Origin of the sequence: Acidovorax sp. Leaf78 (assembly GCF_001422735.1) — a bacterium.
Lineage (GTDB): Bacteria > Pseudomonadota > Gammaproteobacteria > Burkholderiales > Burkholderiaceae_C > Acidovorax.
In genome coordinates this window covers 403,743-418,926 of record NZ_LMLZ01000021.1, presented here as the reverse complement: position 1 = coordinate 418,926, position 15,184 = coordinate 403,743, and the positions used below count along the sequence as shown (strand labels likewise).

At 66.5% G+C, this 15,184-nt stretch carries 14 protein-coding genes; 8 read left to right on the top strand and 6 right to left on the bottom strand.

Annotation, left to right across the window (positions count from 1 at the left end; genetic code table 11):
- Window positions 1-182: 182 nt before the first annotated feature.
- From ASF16_RS17935 to ASF16_RS17905, 7 genes are all read left to right on the top strand, one after another.
- Window positions 183-974 (top strand): enoyl-CoA hydratase, encoded by a 792-nt coding sequence (locus ASF16_RS17935; RefSeq protein WP_056170313.1) that lies wholly within the window; start codon window positions 183-185, stop codon window positions 972-974.
- Between the two features lie 5 nt (window positions 975-979).
- Complete coding sequence (locus tag ASF16_RS17930) at window positions 980-2,317, top strand: mechanosensitive ion channel family protein (protein WP_056170760.1); 1,338 nt, start codon at window positions 980-982, stop codon at window positions 2,315-2,317.
- 207 nt (window positions 2,318-2,524) lie between these two features.
- Window positions 2,525-3,274 carry an electron transfer flavoprotein subunit beta/FixA family protein gene (locus tag ASF16_RS17925; protein WP_056170310.1) on the top strand — a complete coding sequence of 250 codons (750 nt, stop codon included), beginning with the start codon at window positions 2,525-2,527 and terminating at the stop codon, window positions 3,272-3,274.
- A gap of 12 nt (window positions 3,275-3,286) precedes the next feature.
- Window positions 3,287-4,219 (top strand): electron transfer flavoprotein subunit alpha/FixB family protein, encoded by a 933-nt coding sequence (locus tag ASF16_RS17920; RefSeq protein ID WP_056170308.1) that lies wholly within the window; start codon window positions 3,287-3,289, stop codon window positions 4,217-4,219.
- Between the two features lie 77 nt (window positions 4,220-4,296).
- Window positions 4,297-6,087 (top strand): acyl-CoA dehydrogenase, encoded by a 1,791-nt coding sequence (locus tag ASF16_RS17915; RefSeq protein WP_056170304.1) that lies wholly within the window; start codon window positions 4,297-4,299, stop codon window positions 6,085-6,087.
- Between the two features lie 196 nt (window positions 6,088-6,283).
- Complete coding sequence (locus ASF16_RS17910; protein WP_056170301.1) at window positions 6,284-7,237, top strand: nitronate monooxygenase family protein; 954 nt, start codon at window positions 6,284-6,286, stop codon at window positions 7,235-7,237.
- A gap of 244 nt (window positions 7,238-7,481) precedes the next feature.
- Window positions 7,482-8,621: an ABC transporter substrate-binding protein gene (locus tag ASF16_RS17905; RefSeq protein WP_056170757.1), complete on the top strand. Its 1,140-nt coding sequence runs from the start codon at window positions 7,482-7,484 to the stop codon at window positions 8,619-8,621.
- Between the two features lie 170 nt (window positions 8,622-8,791).
- Here the strand turns inward: ASF16_RS17905 and ASF16_RS17900 are convergent, their stop codons facing one another.
- From ASF16_RS17900 to ASF16_RS17890, 3 genes are read right to left on the bottom strand one after another with little or no spacing between them, the layout of a single operon-like run.
- Window positions 8,792-9,793, bottom strand: coding sequence for a cytochrome d ubiquinol oxidase subunit II (locus ASF16_RS17900; RefSeq protein WP_369817176.1), 1,002 nt, complete (start codon window positions 9,791-9,793; stop codon window positions 8,792-8,794).
- Between the two features lie 16 nt (window positions 9,794-9,809).
- Complete coding sequence (locus ASF16_RS17895; protein WP_056170296.1) at window positions 9,810-11,189, bottom strand: cytochrome ubiquinol oxidase subunit I; 1,380 nt, start codon at window positions 11,187-11,189, stop codon at window positions 9,810-9,812.
- A gap of 4 nt (window positions 11,190-11,193) precedes the next feature.
- The gene (locus ASF16_RS17890; protein WP_056170756.1) at window positions 11,194-11,778 is read right to left on the bottom strand and encodes a GbsR/MarR family transcriptional regulator; all 585 of its coding nucleotides are present in this window, start codon (window positions 11,776-11,778) and stop codon (window positions 11,194-11,196) included.
- Window positions 11,779-12,012: 234 nt separating this feature from the next.
- Between ASF16_RS17890 and ASF16_RS17885 the strand changes: the two genes are divergently transcribed.
- Window positions 12,013-13,131, top strand: a complete 1,119-nt coding sequence (locus ASF16_RS17885) for an acyltransferase (RefSeq protein WP_056170294.1) — start codon at window positions 12,013-12,015, stop codon at window positions 13,129-13,131.
- 16 nt (window positions 13,132-13,147) lie between these two features.
- Here the strand turns inward: ASF16_RS17885 and ASF16_RS17880 are convergent, their stop codons facing one another.
- From ASF16_RS17880 to ASF16_RS17870, 3 genes are all read right to left on the bottom strand, one after another.
- Window positions 13,148-13,567 (bottom strand): hypothetical protein, encoded by a 420-nt coding sequence (locus ASF16_RS17880; RefSeq protein ID WP_369817169.1) that lies wholly within the window; start codon window positions 13,565-13,567, stop codon window positions 13,148-13,150.
- 84 nt (window positions 13,568-13,651) lie between these two features.
- A complete protein-coding gene (gene rnk / locus ASF16_RS17875; protein ID WP_056170292.1) occupies window positions 13,652-14,065 on the bottom strand; it encodes a nucleoside diphosphate kinase regulator in 414 nt (137 codons plus the stop codon).
- A 106-nt stretch (window positions 14,066-14,171) separates the two neighbouring features.
- Complete coding sequence (locus ASF16_RS17870) at window positions 14,172-15,170, bottom strand: tripartite tricarboxylate transporter substrate binding protein (protein WP_056170288.1); 999 nt, start codon at window positions 15,168-15,170, stop codon at window positions 14,172-14,174.
- Between the last annotated feature and the right edge of the window lie 14 nt (window positions 15,171-15,184).

The window sequence follows — 15,184 nt, the reverse complement described above, 5'->3', positions numbered from 1 at the left end:
CCGAGCCCGCAGATGCCCACGACGCGCTGATTCGTGCAGAGCATCCCTGGCTCCCCCTGAGCCGCCTGCGGCGTCTTCCCCCTGAGGGGACGCCACCCGTGGCCTGGCGGAGCCAGTTCCACGGTGGCGCTGGCATGGCAGCGTGCTTGGTTTGACGCTCGCTGTCTATGAATAGAAAAGATATGACGACCTTGAACTCTGAACAATTGCTGCTGGCCACCCGCGATGCGCGCGGCGTGGTCACCCTGACCCTGAACGACCCGGCCCGCTTCAACGCGCTGGGCACCGAGATGCTGTCCGCGCTGCAGCAGGCGCTGGATGCCGCGGGCCGCGACGAGTCGGTGCGGGTGGTGGTGTTGGCTGCAGCGGGCAAGGCCTTTTGCGCGGGCCACAACTTGAAGGACATGGCCGCGAACCCCGAGCTGGCTTACTACCAAAAGCTGTTTGCCCAATGCAGCCGCATGATGCTCACCATCCACAAGCTGCCGGTGCCGGTGATTGCGCGCGTGCAGGGCATGGCCACCGCGGCGGGTTGCCAGCTGGTGGCGCAGTGCGATCTGGCCGTGGCGGCCGACACCGCCAGCTTTGCCACCAGCGGCATCCACTACGGCCTGTTCTGCGCCACGCCCAGCGTGCCGCTGGTGCGCAATGTGCCGGCCAAGCGGGCGATGGAGATGCTGCTGACGGGCGACTTCATCGACGCGCCCACCGCGCTGGCGCAGGGGCTGGTCAACCGGGTGGTGCCGGCCGACGCGCTGGATGCCGAAGTCGAGCAGCTGGTGCAGGCCATCCTGAATAAGCCCCGCGTGGCCGTGGCCATGGGCAAGGCGCTGGTGTACCAGCAGCGCGAACTGGGCATGGACGCCGCCTACCAGCTGGCGGGCCAGGCCATGGCCACGAACATGATGGACGCCGCGGCGCAGGAGGGCGCACGCGCCTTTGCCGACAAGCGCCAGCCTGAATGGAAGCAGTGAACACCATGGCTGTAGACGCAAGTTTGATGCTGGACGGCCTGGGGCGCTGGGCCGAGGCCTTTGTGCGCCCCACGGTGTTGGTGGAGCTGGCCGCGCTGGTGGCCTGCGTGGGGCTGGCCTGGTGGCTGGTCACGCTGCTGCAGCGCGGGCTGCACCACGGGGACCCGCGGTCGATCCTGTTCGGCACCCGCGTCATCGACGGAGCGCTGTTCCCGCTGGCGCTGCTGAGCCTGGCCTACGTGGCCCGCACCTCGTTGATGCACTGGATGCCGCTGGCGGTGTTCCGGGTGGCGATTCCGGTGCTGGTGTCATTGGTGGTGATCCGCATCGGCGTGAAGGTGCTGCAGGCCGCGTACCCGGACGCCACCTGGGTGCGGCCCATCGAGCGATCGATTTCCTGGGTGGCCTGGCTGGGCATGGTGCTGTGGGTCACGGGCCTGCTGCCGCTGGTGCTGGAGGAGCTGGACCAGATCCACTGGAAGGTCGGTGGCTCCAACCTGTCGGTGCGCACTCTCATCGAAGGGGCGCTCACCGCAGGCGCGGTGCTGCTGATCGCGCTGTGGATATCGGCCGCCATCGAGGCGCGCCTGCTGCGTGCCGCCACGGGCGCCGAGCTGTCGCTGCGCAAGGCGGTGAGCAACGCGGTGCGGGCGCTGCTGATTTTCGTGGGCCTGATCATGGCGCTGTCGGCCGTGGGGATCGACTTGACCGCACTGTCTGTGCTGGGTGGCGCCATCGGCGTGGGGCTGGGGTTTGGCCTGCAAAAGCTCGCGTCCAACTACGTGAGCGGCTTCGTGATCCTGGCCGAACGCAGCATGCGCATCGGCGACAACGTGCGCGTCGACAATTTCGAAGGCCGCATCACCGACATCAGGGCGCGCTACACCGTGGTGCGCTCGTCCACGGGCCGCGAGTCAATCGTGCCCAACGAGATGCTGATCATCCAGCGGGTCGAGAACCTGTCGCTGGCCGACACGCGGGTGTGGCTCTCCACGGTGGTCAGCGTGGCTTACGAGACCGATGTGGACCTTGCCACCGGCCTGCTTGCCGAGGCCGCGCTGGCCAGCAGCCGCGTACTGCGCGACCCTGCTCCCAGCGTGGCCTTGTCGGCGTTTGGGGCCGATGGCCTGGAGTTCACCGTGGGCTTCTGGATCGCCGACCCGGAGAACGGGTCGCTGGGGCTGCGCTCTGAAATCAACCGCGCCATCCTGAAGGCTTTGCGCGCCCACAAAATCGAAATCCCCTACCCGCAGCGGGTCATGCATGTGCAGGTCGATGGCGCATTGCCTGCGGCCCTGGCGCCTGCGGTTACGCCTTCCGCGCCGTCCGGTGCGGCTCCGTAGGCCCTGACGCAGACCCCGGTTGCCGCATGCGACAGCCGCACTGGACAAGTGGCCGCTGCAGTCGCCTATAATCTGTAAAAAGCACGATCGTTCTTTTTTTCGATCCTGCACGCTGTGTCCCGGCTCCGTAGCACTCTCGCTGCAGCGCGGCATAGAATGTTCTAGTTTACGTAAACGTCAATTCAACCAACTCTAGGAGCCGCAGCAATGAAGGTCTTGGTCCCTGTCAAGCGCGTGGTGGACTACAACGTGAAGGTCCGCGTCAAATCGGACAATACGGGTGTGGACATCGCCAACGTGAAGATGAGCATGAACCCCTTTGACGAGATCGCCGTCGAAGAGGCCGTGCGCCTGAAAGAAAAGGGCCTGGTGACCGAGGTCATCGCTGTGTCCTGCGGCGTGGCCCAGTGCCAGGAAACCCTGCGCACCGCCATGGCCATCGGCGCCGACCGCGCCATCCTGGTCGAGACCGATGCCGAGCTGCAGCCCCTGGCCGTGGCCAAGCTGCTCAAGGCCCTGGTCGACAAGGAACAGCCCGGCCTCATCATCCTGGGCAAGCAGGCCATCGACGACGATGCCAACCAGACCGGCCAGATGCTGGCGGCCCTGGCCGACCTGCCGCAAGCCACGTTCGCCAGCAAGGTCGAACTGTCGGCCGACAAGGTCAGCGTGACCCGTGAAGTCGATGGCGGCGCTGAGACGCTGTCGCTCACACTGCCAGCGGTCATTACCACCGACCTGCGCCTGAACGAGCCCCGCTACGTCACCTTGCCCAACATCATGAAGGCCAAGAAGAAGCAGCTCGATACCCTCAAGCCCGAAGACCTCGGCGTGGACGTGGCGCCGCGCCTGAAGACCCTGAAAGTGACCGAGCCCGCCAAGCGCGGTGCGGGCGTCAAGGTGGCCGACGTGGCCGCCCTGGTCGACAAGCTCAAGAACGAAGCAAAAGTCATCTAAGGAGAACAAGAAATGACCGTACTCGTTATTGCTGAACACGACAACGCGACCATCAAGGGCGCAACCCTCAACACCGTGACCGCCGCTGTGGCGTGTGGCGGCGACGTGCACGTGCTGGTGGCCGGCCACAACGCAGGCGCCGCCGCAGCCGCTGCGGGCCAGATCGCCGGCGTCGCCAAGGTCATCCATGCCGATGCCCCGGGCCTCGAACACGGCCTGGCAGAAAACGTGGCCGCCCAGGTGCTGGCCATTGCCTCGAGCTACAGCCACATCCTGTTCGCGTCCACCGCCAGCGGCAAGAACGTGGCCCCCCGCGTGGCCGCCAAGCTCGACGTCGCGCAGATCAGCGACATTACCAAGGTGGTCGCCGCCGACACCTTCGAGCGCCCCATCTACGCCGGCAACGCCGTCGCCACGGTGCAAAGCGCCGACAGCGTGAAGGTCATCACCGTGCGCACCACGGGCTTTGACGCTGCTGCCGCCACTGGTGGCTCCGCAGCGGTGGAAACCGCCGCTGCAACCGCCGACGCCGGCAAGAGCACCTTCCTGGGCAGCGAGATCGCCAAGAACGACCGCCCCGAGCTGACCGCCGCCAAGATCATCGTCTCCGGTGGACGCGCGCTGGGCAGCAAGGAAAAGTTCGACGAAGTCATCACCCCCCTGGCCGACAAGCTGGGCGCCGCCATCGGCGCATCGCGCGCCGCGGTGGATGCGGGCTACGCACCGAACGACCTGCAAGTGGGCCAGACGGGCAAGATCGTGGCGCCGCAGCTGTACGTGGCCGCCGGCATCTCGGGCGCCATCCAACACTTGGCCGGCATGAAGGACTCCAAGGTGATCGTCGCGATCAACAAGGACCCGGAAGCGCCGATCTTCAGCGTGGCCGACTATGGCCTGGAGGCTGATCTGTTCACGGCCGTTCCTGAATTGGTCAAGGCGCTCTGAGCACGCCGCTGGCCCGCAAAAAGGCATCGCTTGCGGTGCCTTTTTTTTGAGTTTTTTCCGCTATCTCGGAGACTTTCATGAGTTACATCGCCCCCGTCAAGGACATGCTGTTCGCCATCGAGCACCTGGCCTGCATTGAACAGATCGCGCAGATCCCCGGTTTTGAAGACGCGGGGCTCGACACAGCGCAGGCCGTGCTGGAAGAGTGCGCCAAGTTCAACGAGGGCGTGCTGGCTCCGCTCAACTTCGAAGGCGACAAGAACCCGTCGAGCTGGAAAGACGGCGTGGTCACCACCACCCCCGGCTTCAAGGAGGCCTTTCGCCAATACGGCGAAGGCGGCTGGCAAGGCCTGCAGCACCCGGCCGACTTCGGCGGCCAGGGCCTGCCCAAGACCATCGGTGCGGCGTGCATCGAGATGACCAACAGCGCCAACATGAGCTTTGCGCTGTGCCCATTGCTGACCGACGGCGCCATCGAAGCGCTGCTCACCGCCGGCAGCGACGAGCTCAAGACCACGTACCTTGAAAAGCTGGTGACCGGCGAGTGGACCGGCACCATGAACCTGACCGAACCCCAGGCGGGCTCGGACCTGGCCCTGGTGCGCACGCGTGCCGAACCCCAGGCCGATGGCAGCTACAAGGTCTTCGGCACCAAGATCTTCATCACCTACGGCGAACACGACATGGCCGAGAACATCGTGCATCTGGTGCTGGCCCGGGTGGCGGGTGCGCCTGAGGGTGTGAAGGGCATCAGCCTGTTCGTGGTGCCCAAATTCATGGTCAACCAGGACGGCACGCTGGGCGCGCGCAACGACGCGCACTGCGTGAGCATCGAGCACAAGTTGGGCATCAAGGCATCGCCCACGGCGGTGCTGCAGTTCGGCGACCACGGTGGTGCGGTGGGCTACCTGGTCGGCGAAGAAAACCGCGGCCTCGAATACATGTTCATCATGATGAACGCCGCGCGCTATGCCGTGGGCATGCAGGGCATCGCGATCTCTGAGCGCGCCTACCAGAAGGCCGTGCAGTACGCCAAGGACCGCGTGCAGAGCCGCCCGGTGGACGGCTCCATGGCCGCCAGCGCGGCCATCATTCACCACCCCGATGTGAAGCGCATGCTCATGACCATGCGCGCCACCGTGGAAGGCTGCCGCGCCATGGCCACCGTGGCGGCGGCCGCGTTCGATGCCGCGCACCACCACCCGGACGCCGACACGCGCAAGCAGAACCAGGCGTTCTATGAGTTCATGGTGCCGTTGGTCAAGGGCTACAGCACCGAGACCAGCCTGGAGGTCACCAGCCTGGGCGTGCAGGTGCACGGCGGCATGGGCTTCATCGAAGAAACCGGCGCCGCGCAGTACTACCGCGACGCCAAGATTCTGACCATCTACGAAGGCACCACCGCCATCCAGGCCAACGACCTCGTGGGCCGCAAGACGGCGCGCGATGGCGGCCAGGTGGCCAAGGGCATTGCTGCGCAGATCGAGACCACCGAAGGCGAGCTGCTGGCCAGCGGCACCCCGGCCGCCCTGGCCGTCGCCAAACGCCTCACGGCTGCGCGCAAGGCGCTGCTCGACGTGATCGACTTCGTGGCGGGCGGCACCAAGACCCAGCCCAACGCTGTGTTCGCGGGCAGCGTGCCCTACCTGATGCTGGCAGGCAACGTCGTGGCGGGCTGGCAGCTGGCGCGCAGCCTGCTGGTGGCCCAGGAGCTGTTGCACAAGGGACAGGACACCGTGTTCATGCAGGCAAAAATCACGACAGCGCAGTTCTACGCGGAGCACATCCTGGTCAAGGCACCGGGCCTGCGCGACAGCATCGTCGAAGGTGCTGCCAGCGTGACGGAACTGGCGCTCGACGCTTTCTGATCGGCAGGTCGACAGATCTACAGATTTGTCGCATCTGTGAACGGCACGGTCCAGCGTGACCATGCCGCGTGTTGTGAGGAGACCCGCCTTGTGCCGTGCACCAGGCGGTTGCTATAAAAATAATAGCTGCTAGCGCTTGTCTATCAAGCGGTAGGGGTTTTTTTGAATACCATTCTTTGTCCTGGAAGTCGCTGCCATGTCCACACTGCCTCCCGTTTTGCAGAACCTCTCGCTCCCCGTCATCGGGTCGCCGCTGTTCATCATCAGCAACCCCAAGCTCGTGATCGAGCAGTGCAAGGCGGGTGTCGTGGGTTCCATGCCTGCGCTCAATGCCCGCCCGGCCGAGTTGCTCGACGAATGGCTGGCCGAGATCACCGAGACGCTGGCCGCCTACAACAAGGCGAATCCGGACAAGCCTGCCGCGCCCTTCGCCATCAACCAGATCGTGCACAAGAGCAATGACCGGCTCGACCACGACATGCAGGTCTGCGCCAAGTACAAGGTCCCGATCATCATCACCAGCCTGGGCGCCCGTGAGGATGTGAACCAGGCCGTGCACGCCTGGGGCGGCATCGTGCTGCACGACATCATCAACAACAAGTTCGCGCACAAGGCCATCGAGAAGGGGGCCGACGGCCTGATCGCCGTGGCAGCCGGTGCCGGCGGCCATGCGGGCGTGAAGAGCCCGTTCGCGCTGATCCAGGAGATCCGCCAGTGGTTCGACGGCCCCGTCGCGCTCAGCGGCTCCATCGCCAGCGGTGACGCGGTGCTGGCCGCGCAGGCCATGGGCGCGGATTTTGGCTACATCGGCTCGGCTTTCATCGCCACGCACGAGGCGCGTGCCAGCGACGAGTACAAGCAGGCCATCGTGGCCGGCAACTCCGACGACATCGTCTACAGCAACCTCTTCACCGGCGTGCACGGCAACTACCTGGCGCCGTCCATCCGCGCGGCTGGCATGGACCCCGACAACCTGCCCGAGTCCGACCCCAGCAAGATGAACTTCGGCGGCGACGCCAAGAAGGCCTGGAAGGACATCTGGGGCTGCGGCCAGGGCATCGGTGCCATCGACGCCGTGACCAGCACCGCCGACCTGGTGGCTCGCCTGCGCACCGAGTACCAGGCCGCCCGCGCCCGCCTCAAGCTCTGAGTTCTGCATCCCCGTCAGGCCGGCTGTGGGGTCGGCCCGCTGGTATCTCCCCTGCGCCCGCAGCGTGTCACGCGCTGCGGGCGCAGCTGTTTGTGCAGCGGCTCTGGCAGGTTTTTGCACCGATCGGGACCGGGCAAACCCCCAATAGACGGCGCCGCTCGGCCTGGTGAATGATGATGAACCATAACCAGATCAGCGCCGCGGACAGCGAGTGCTGCTCACCATCATCGCGGGGGATCGCGCCATGCTTCGTTCAACTTTGCTGGGCCTGCTGTTGCTGGCCCTGGGTGCCAGCCAGGGCGCGCATGCCCGCAATGAGGGCGTGACGAACGACGAGATCCGGCTGGGCGCGTCGGCAGTGCTCTCCGGCCCCCTGGGCCCGCAGACGGCGCAGTACGGAGAGGGCTCGCGGCTGATGTTCGACGCCGTGAACGCGCAGGGCGGCGTGCACGGCCGCATGATCCGCTACACCACGCTGGACGACGCCTTCGACACCGCCAAGGCCGTGGAGAACACGCGCCAGCTGCTGGAGACCGACAAGGTCTTCATGATCTACAACAGCACCGGCACGGCACAGACCGCCGCCATCCTGCCGTTGATCAAGGAGCACCGCACACTGCTGTTCGGCCCGGTCACGGGGGCATCGGTGTTCCGTGAAACGCTGAACCCGCTGGTCTTCCACGTGCGCGCAGGCTACGCCAGCGAGGCCACCAAGATCGTGTCCCAGCTGCGCCAGCAGGGCATCAGCCGCGTGGCGGTGTTCTACCAGGACGACGGCCTGGGCAAGACACTGCTGGCCGAACTCAAGAAGGCATCCGACGAAGAAAAGCTCGCGTTCGTCGCCGAGATCAAGGTCGACCCCAAGCAGCCCGACTTCGCGGCCGCCGCGCAAGCGGCCGAGAAGGCGCAGCCGCAGGCCGTCATCGTGGCCACGGCGGGCACCACGTTCACCAGCTTCGTCAAGGCCGTGCAGGCCACGGCGGCGCGGCCGGCGTACTACGGATTTTCGGTGGCCAGCATGGACGTGATCCAGCGCGAGCTCAAGGACAAGGCGCGCGGCATCATCCTGGCGCAGATCATGCCGTCGCTGCGCAACACCACCGTGCCGGTGGTGGCCGAGTACCTGGCCCTGCTGCGCGCCAAGTCGCCCAACGCCCAGCCGTCGGCCTCGCAGTTCGAGGGCTTCGTGCACGCCCGGCTGCTGGTGGAGGGCCTGCGCCGCACCGGCCGCAACCTGACCACCGAGTCGTTCACCAAGACCATGGAAGACGCGGGCGAGATCTCGTTCGGGCGCTTCAACGTCAAGTACTCGCCCAGGAGCCACAACGGGTCTACCTATGTGGAGCTGGCCATTGTGGATGCGGAGGGGAGCTTGCGGTATTGATATTGAGCTGGCTGCAGCGGCGGGGTGTTGGGCGAGTCCATGAGGTAGCGAGATGGAGCAGCTTCTGCAGCCTCCATCCGTTCGGGCTGAGCCTGTCGAAGCCTTGCACGGCGCTTCGACGGGCTCAGCGCGAACGGTCTTGGTGGTGTGCGGCCTGCATTGCTGACCCTTCACAACCCATACGTCAGCTCCCGCGCCTTGCCCCAGAACACCCGGTACATGAAGACCGTGTACACGATGATCGCCGGCAGCGTGATGGCCATGCCGATGCCGATCACGACCAGCGACTCCGGTGCGCTGGCGGCGTCCCACACCGTGAGGCGGTCGATCACGATGTACGGGTAGATGCTGTAGGCCAGGCCCAGGAACGCCAGCATGAAGATCAGCACCGTGGCCACGAACACGATCCAGCCGTAGCCTGCCTGCACCACACGCGGCGTGCCCAGCACGTGGCGGATGGCGAAGAACGCCGCCACGCACGCCAGCGGAATCGGCAGCAGCGCGAACAGCTCGGGCAGCACGAACCATTTGGCGAACACGGTGTGGCTGACCAGCGGTGTGGCCAGCGAGATGCCCAGCAGCGCCAGGCCCATGGGCCACAGCACGCGCTGGCCCCACGTGGCGGCTTTGGTCTGCAGGTCGCCATCGGTCTTCATCAGCAGCCAGCCCACACCGAGCATGGCGTACGCCGCCGGCAGCGTGAGCGCGATGCCCGCCGAGAACAGCAGGCCCCAGGCGTCGTTCTGGAAACCGGTGACGTACGCGCCCAGCATCCAGCCCTGCGCCAGCGTGGTGACCAGCGACCCACCGGCAAACAGCTTGTTCCAGGTGGCCTTGTGCGCATCGCGGGCCTTGACCCGAAAGTCGAACGCCACGCCGCGCAGGGTCAGCCCCAGCAGCATGGCGGCCACGGGCAGGTACAGCGCCGACAGCACCACGCTGTGCGCCATCGGAAAGCAGATCAGCAGCACGCCCACGCCCAGCACGAGCCAGGTTTCGTTGGCGTCCCAGAAGGGACCGATGCTGGAGACCATCACGTCCTTTTCGGCATCGGTGGCCAGGGGCAGCAGGATGCCCACGCCCAGGTCGTAGCCGTCCAGGATCACGTAGGCCAGCAGCGCCAGCCCCATGACGGCCATGAACACCAGGGGCAGCGTATGGGCCAGGGTCATTTCCATGGGGTTCTCCTCAAGCGGCAGGGGGTGTGGGCAGCGGCGCCTGCGCCGGCGGCGGTACGGCCGGTACGGGCATGGCCGGGTGCTCGGACATGTACTTGATCACGCCGATGTAGGCCACGAGCAGCAGCACATAGACCGTGAGGTAGGCTCCCAGCGTGGTCGCGACCATGCCCGGCGGGTGCGTGGCCACGGCGTCCGCGGTCTTGAACAGGCCGTAGACCAGGTACGGCTGGCGGCCGATCTCCGTCACGTACCAGCCGGCCAGCGTGGCCACCCAGCCCGAGAATGTCATGCCCACCAGCGTGAACAGCAGCACGCGGGGCAGGGCGGCGGTGGCCTGCCTGCGGCGGCGGTACAGCACCCAGGCGCTGGCCCACGCCACCGCCAGCATGAGCATGCCCATGCCCACCATCACGCGGAAGGCCCAGAACACCGGTGCCACCGGTGGGTGGGCACCCGGAAACTCGTTCAGCCCCTTGAGCTCGGCGTCGATGTCGTGTGCCAGGATCAGGCTGGCGGCCTTGGGGATCTGCAGCGCGTAGTCGGTGCGGCCTTCCTTTTCGTTGGGCAGGCCGAACAGCGTGAGGGGCGCGCCTTTCTCGGTGTGCCAGATGCCCTCGATGGCCGCGATCTTGGCGGGTTGGTGCTGCAGCGTGTTCAGGCCGTGCATGTCGCCCATCAGGATCTGCAGAGGGATCGCCACGGCCACCGCGGCGACGGCGGTGCGCAGCGCCTTGTGCGTGCCCTCGGTGGCCGTGCCCTTGAGCAGTTGCCAGGCGCTGACGCCTGCGATGAGGAAGCCCGCCGTCAGCGCGGAGGCCAGCAGCTTGTGCCCCAGGCGGTAGGGGAACGAGGGGTTGAACACGATGGCGAGCCAGTCCACCGCGTGGAACTTGCCGTCGATGATCTCGTAGCCCTGCGGTGTCTGCATCCAGGAGTTCAGGCTCAAGATCCAGAACGCCGACAGCGTGGTGCCGAACGCCACCATCAGCGTGGCGACCAGGTGCACCCGCTCGGACACGCGGCCCCGGCCGAACAGCATGATCCCGAGGAAGGTGGCCTCCAGGAAGAAGGCCGTGAGCACCTCGTAGCCCAGCAGCGGCCCGGCGATGTTGCCCACGTGTTCCATGAAGCCTGGCCAGTTGGTGCCGAACTGAAAGCTCATCGTGATGCCCGAGACCACGCCCAGCGCGAAGGTGAGCGCGAACACCTTGGTCCACAGGTAATAGGCCTGCTCCCAGCCCTTGGCCGCCGGCGTGCCGCGCGTGGCGGTGTACCGCAGGCGAAAGAACACCAGGAACCAGCACAGCGCGATGGTGATGGTCGGGAACAGGATGTGAAAGCTGATGTTGGCCGCGAACTGGATGCGCGACAGCATGAAGGTGTCCATGGCCTCAGGCCCCCTTGTTGTCCTTGGCCGGCGAGCCCTTGCCCGTCAGCCGGTCCTTGAACTCCAGCACCCGGGTCACCGCGGTGCCCATGCCCATGAGCTGCATGGCGGTCTCGGGCGCCAGGCGCTGCACGTCGTCGAACCAGGTCATGAGCCGGTCGATGAGCTCGTGCATCTCGCGCATGCGCTCCTGGGCGTGGCGCTCCGCGTCGGTGCCGGGTTCTTCGAGCAGCGCCATGCGCAGCATCGACAGCGTGGGCTCGATTTCGCGGCGGCGGCGCTCTTCGGCCAGCACACGGAAGATCTCCCACACGTCCTTGGGCGCCTCGAAATACTCGCGCCGGTCGCCGGGCTGGTGGCTGAGCTTGACCAGGCGCCAGGCCTGCAGTTCTTTCAAGCCCATGCTCACGTTGGACCGCGAGAACTCCAGCGTCTCGGCAATCTCGTCAGCATTGAGCGGGCGGGACGACAGAAAGATGAGCGCATACATCTGCCCCACCGTGCGGTTGATGCCCCACCGGCTGCCCATCTCGCCGAAGTGGGCGACGAACTGTCGGTTGAGGGGGGGCAGATGGTTGATGTAGGTCATGGCCATGCATTGTGCCTGTAATTTCTGAATTTTCAGTATTTACTGAAAATTCAGAATATGCCGGGGTTGTGCGCTGGGTTATCCATGTCCGAGGCGCGGTGCGGTGTACGGGCGGGGTGCAGACACCTACGTGACGAGCATTTGTGCCATCACAGGGGACAATAGAAGGTTTTTGGCCTGTGCGCCTGTAGGCGCACGGCCTGCGGCACCTTCACCTCCCGGCCCCCAACCAGCATGTCTTCACCCATCTCCCGCACGCCCATCATCGATATGGCCAAAGGCCTGGCGTGCATTGCCATCGTGTGGCACCACCTGGCGTTTTATGGGCCGATGTCGGACATCGCCCAGCCCTTGGCGCCGGGGCTCATCGGCTGGCTGTACGACTACGGTCGCATGGCGGTGCAAGTGTTTTTGGTGCTGGGCGGTTACCTGGCTGCCTCCAGCCTGGCACCGCAGGGTGTGCCGCGCTTTGACCACGCGGGCCATGCCATCGCCAAGCGCTTCGTGCGGCTGGTGGTGCCTTATGCGGTGGCGCTGCTGCTGACCGTGATCGTGGCCGCGCTGGTACGGCCCGGCCTGGACCATGCCTCCGTGCCGGACGAACCCACGCTCGCGCAGCTGCTGGCCAATGCGCTGCTGCTGCAGGACATCGTGGGCGAGAGTGCCTTGTCGGCTGGGGTCTGGTACGTGGCCATCGACTTTCAGCTGTTCGCCCTGAGTGTGCTGGTGTGGGCCGGCGCGCGCGCGTTTCCGGGCGCCCGGGCACAGCAGCATGCGGCGCTGCTGGCCAAGAGCGCCATCGTGGCCGGCATGGCGGCCTCGCTGTGGGTTCTGAACCGCATGCCCGAGCTCGACATGTGGGCGGTGTACTTTTTTGGCTCTTACGGCCTGGGCATGCTGGCCTACTGGGCGGTGCAGGCCCCACGTGCGCAAGGCTGGGTGGCCCTGATGGTGGTGCTGGGGGGCGTTGCCCTGGCCATCGACCACCGTGGCCGCATCCTGGTGGCGCTGGCCACTGCGTTGTGCCTGGTGGCGGCCTTGCGCTCCGACAGCGTTCGGTCGTGGCGGGGCGTGGCGCCGCTGGTGCAACTCGGGCAAATGTCGTACTCGGTGTTCCTGGTGCACTTTGCGGTGTGCCTGCTGGTCAATGCAGTGGTCAGCCGCCTGTGGCCGGAGTCGCCGGTGCTCAATGCCCTGGGCATGCTGCTCGCGTTCATGCTGTCGCTGGCCGCGGGCCGTCAGCTGTATCTGCATGTGGAGCGGCATGTACCTTCATGGACCACGGCCTTGCGCTGGCAGGTGGGACTGGTCGGGGCGGGCATGCTGGTGGCGGTGTCCAGCAATTGGGCTTAGCGCGGGGCGTGGGCGCTCAGGCGGGCGGCAGGCGCTCCCGGCGCTTGCGTTGCCGGTCCAGAAACCACGCCATGAAAGGCAGGATCAGCATCGATCCGGGAATGACCCAGATAAAAAGATAGGGGCTGACGGACGAGGCCGAGCGCATCACGTCGCGCAGGTGCGTGCGCTCGTCGGCCGTCCAGTTGCCCTGGCGGCGCTGCTGCACCAGCCACACCACCGAGCCCCGCATCGTCGCCATCTCGCGCTTGAGACGGCTCTTCTCTCGGCTGTTGCCGGCCAGGAACGAGCAGAACCACTCGGGGGCGCGCTCCATGCGCCGCTGGAATGCGAGGGTCGAGTCCGGATCGAACGCGTCGATGGACGGAGGAGTCTCCGGCGGGCGCGGTGCGGGCGGCGTCGGCAGGTCTGGCGGCGTGGTCATGGCGGGTGCCATTGTCACTGCTCGCACGGCAAGCGCCAAGCCGTGTGTGGCGCCAGCGCCCCGGGGGCGGGGCGCCATCCGGGCAGCCGTGGTGCCTCAGCGGTGCAGTTCGCCAGCGCTTTCGGGCTGGTACAGCAAGTCTTTCACCCGCACCGTCATGGATTTGCCGCCCGGGCCCGGCCAGGCCAGCTCGTCGCCCACCGACAGGCCCAGCAAGGCGCTGCCCACGGGCGCGAAGATCGACAGGCGGTCGGCGCTGCCGTCGGTGTCGCGCGGGTAGACCAGGGTCAGGCAGAACTCCTTGCCGGTCTCCAGGATGGAGAACTGCACGGTGGAGTTCATCGTCACCACGTTCGGCGGCATCTCTTCGGGCGCGACCACGTCCGCCCGGTCGAGCTCTGCCTGCAGCTCGGCCTTGCCCGGAAAAACGCTGGCCGGAATCGCGGCCAGCAAGGCCTCGATGCGGTCAACGTCGAGCGACGACAGGATGATCTGGGGCTTGCGCGCCATGGCGGTACCTCTGGGGTTGTGGCAAAGCGCGGGACTGTAGACCATCCGCAATCTCGCACTGCCGCGCGCGGACATTCAACGAGAGCGCGCGCCGCGGCGCACACCGTCAGTCGCCGGTGATGTTGCGCGCCTTGATCAGCGCACCAAAGCGCGTGCTGTCGATGGCGGCGCGGGCATTGAAGTCGGCCGGCGACATGGGCGCGGGCACGCCGCCCAGCGCGTGGATGCGCTCCCTCACGGCCGGCGTGGCCAGTACCTTGTTGATCTCGCGGTTCAGCCGGCTGACCACGTCGGGCGGTGTGCCCGCGGGCGTGTAGAAGCCGAACCACGTGTCCGCATCGAAGCCCTTGAGGCCCACCTCGTCCAGCGTGGGCACGTCCGGGAACAGCGGCGAGCGCTTGGAGCTGCCCACGGCCAGCAGCTTGAGCTTGCCGGCCTTCACGTGCTGCAGGCCGATGCCCGGGTCGAACATGAAATCCACCTGCCCGCCCAGCAGGTCCTGCATGGCGGGGGCTGCTCCGCGGTAGGGCACATGCACCGCAAATACATTGGCCTGGGCCTTAAGCATCTCGGCTGCCAGGTGCGGCGAGCTGCCGTTGCCCGGCGTGCCGAAGCTCAGCTTGCCCGGATTGGCCTTGATGTACTTCATGAACTCCTCGATGTTGTTCACCGGCAGTGTGGGCCGGACCTCGAGGAACACCAGCACCCGCGCAGCGGCGGCCACGGGGACCAGGTCCTTGGTGGGGTCGAACGGCATCTTGGGATACAGGTGCGGGTTGACCGACACCATGCCGCCCGAGCTCATGAGCAGCGTGTAGCCGTCTGCCGGCGACTTGGCCACCGCCTCGCCGCCGATGTTGCCGCCCGCGCCGCCGCGGTTCTCGACCACGACGGGTTGCCCAAGCGCCGCTTGCAGCGGCACTGTCACGGCGCGGGCGATCTGGTCCGCAGCACCGCCCGCCGGGAAGTTCACGATGACCTTGATCGGCTTGGCGGGCCAGGTGTCGGCCAGTGCCGTGGCGGGCAGCAGCAGGCCCGCTGCGGTGCCGGCCAGTGCCAGCGTGCCCAGCAGCCGGCGGGTGGTGCGAAGGGGAAAGGAATGCATGTTTGTCTCCGGTG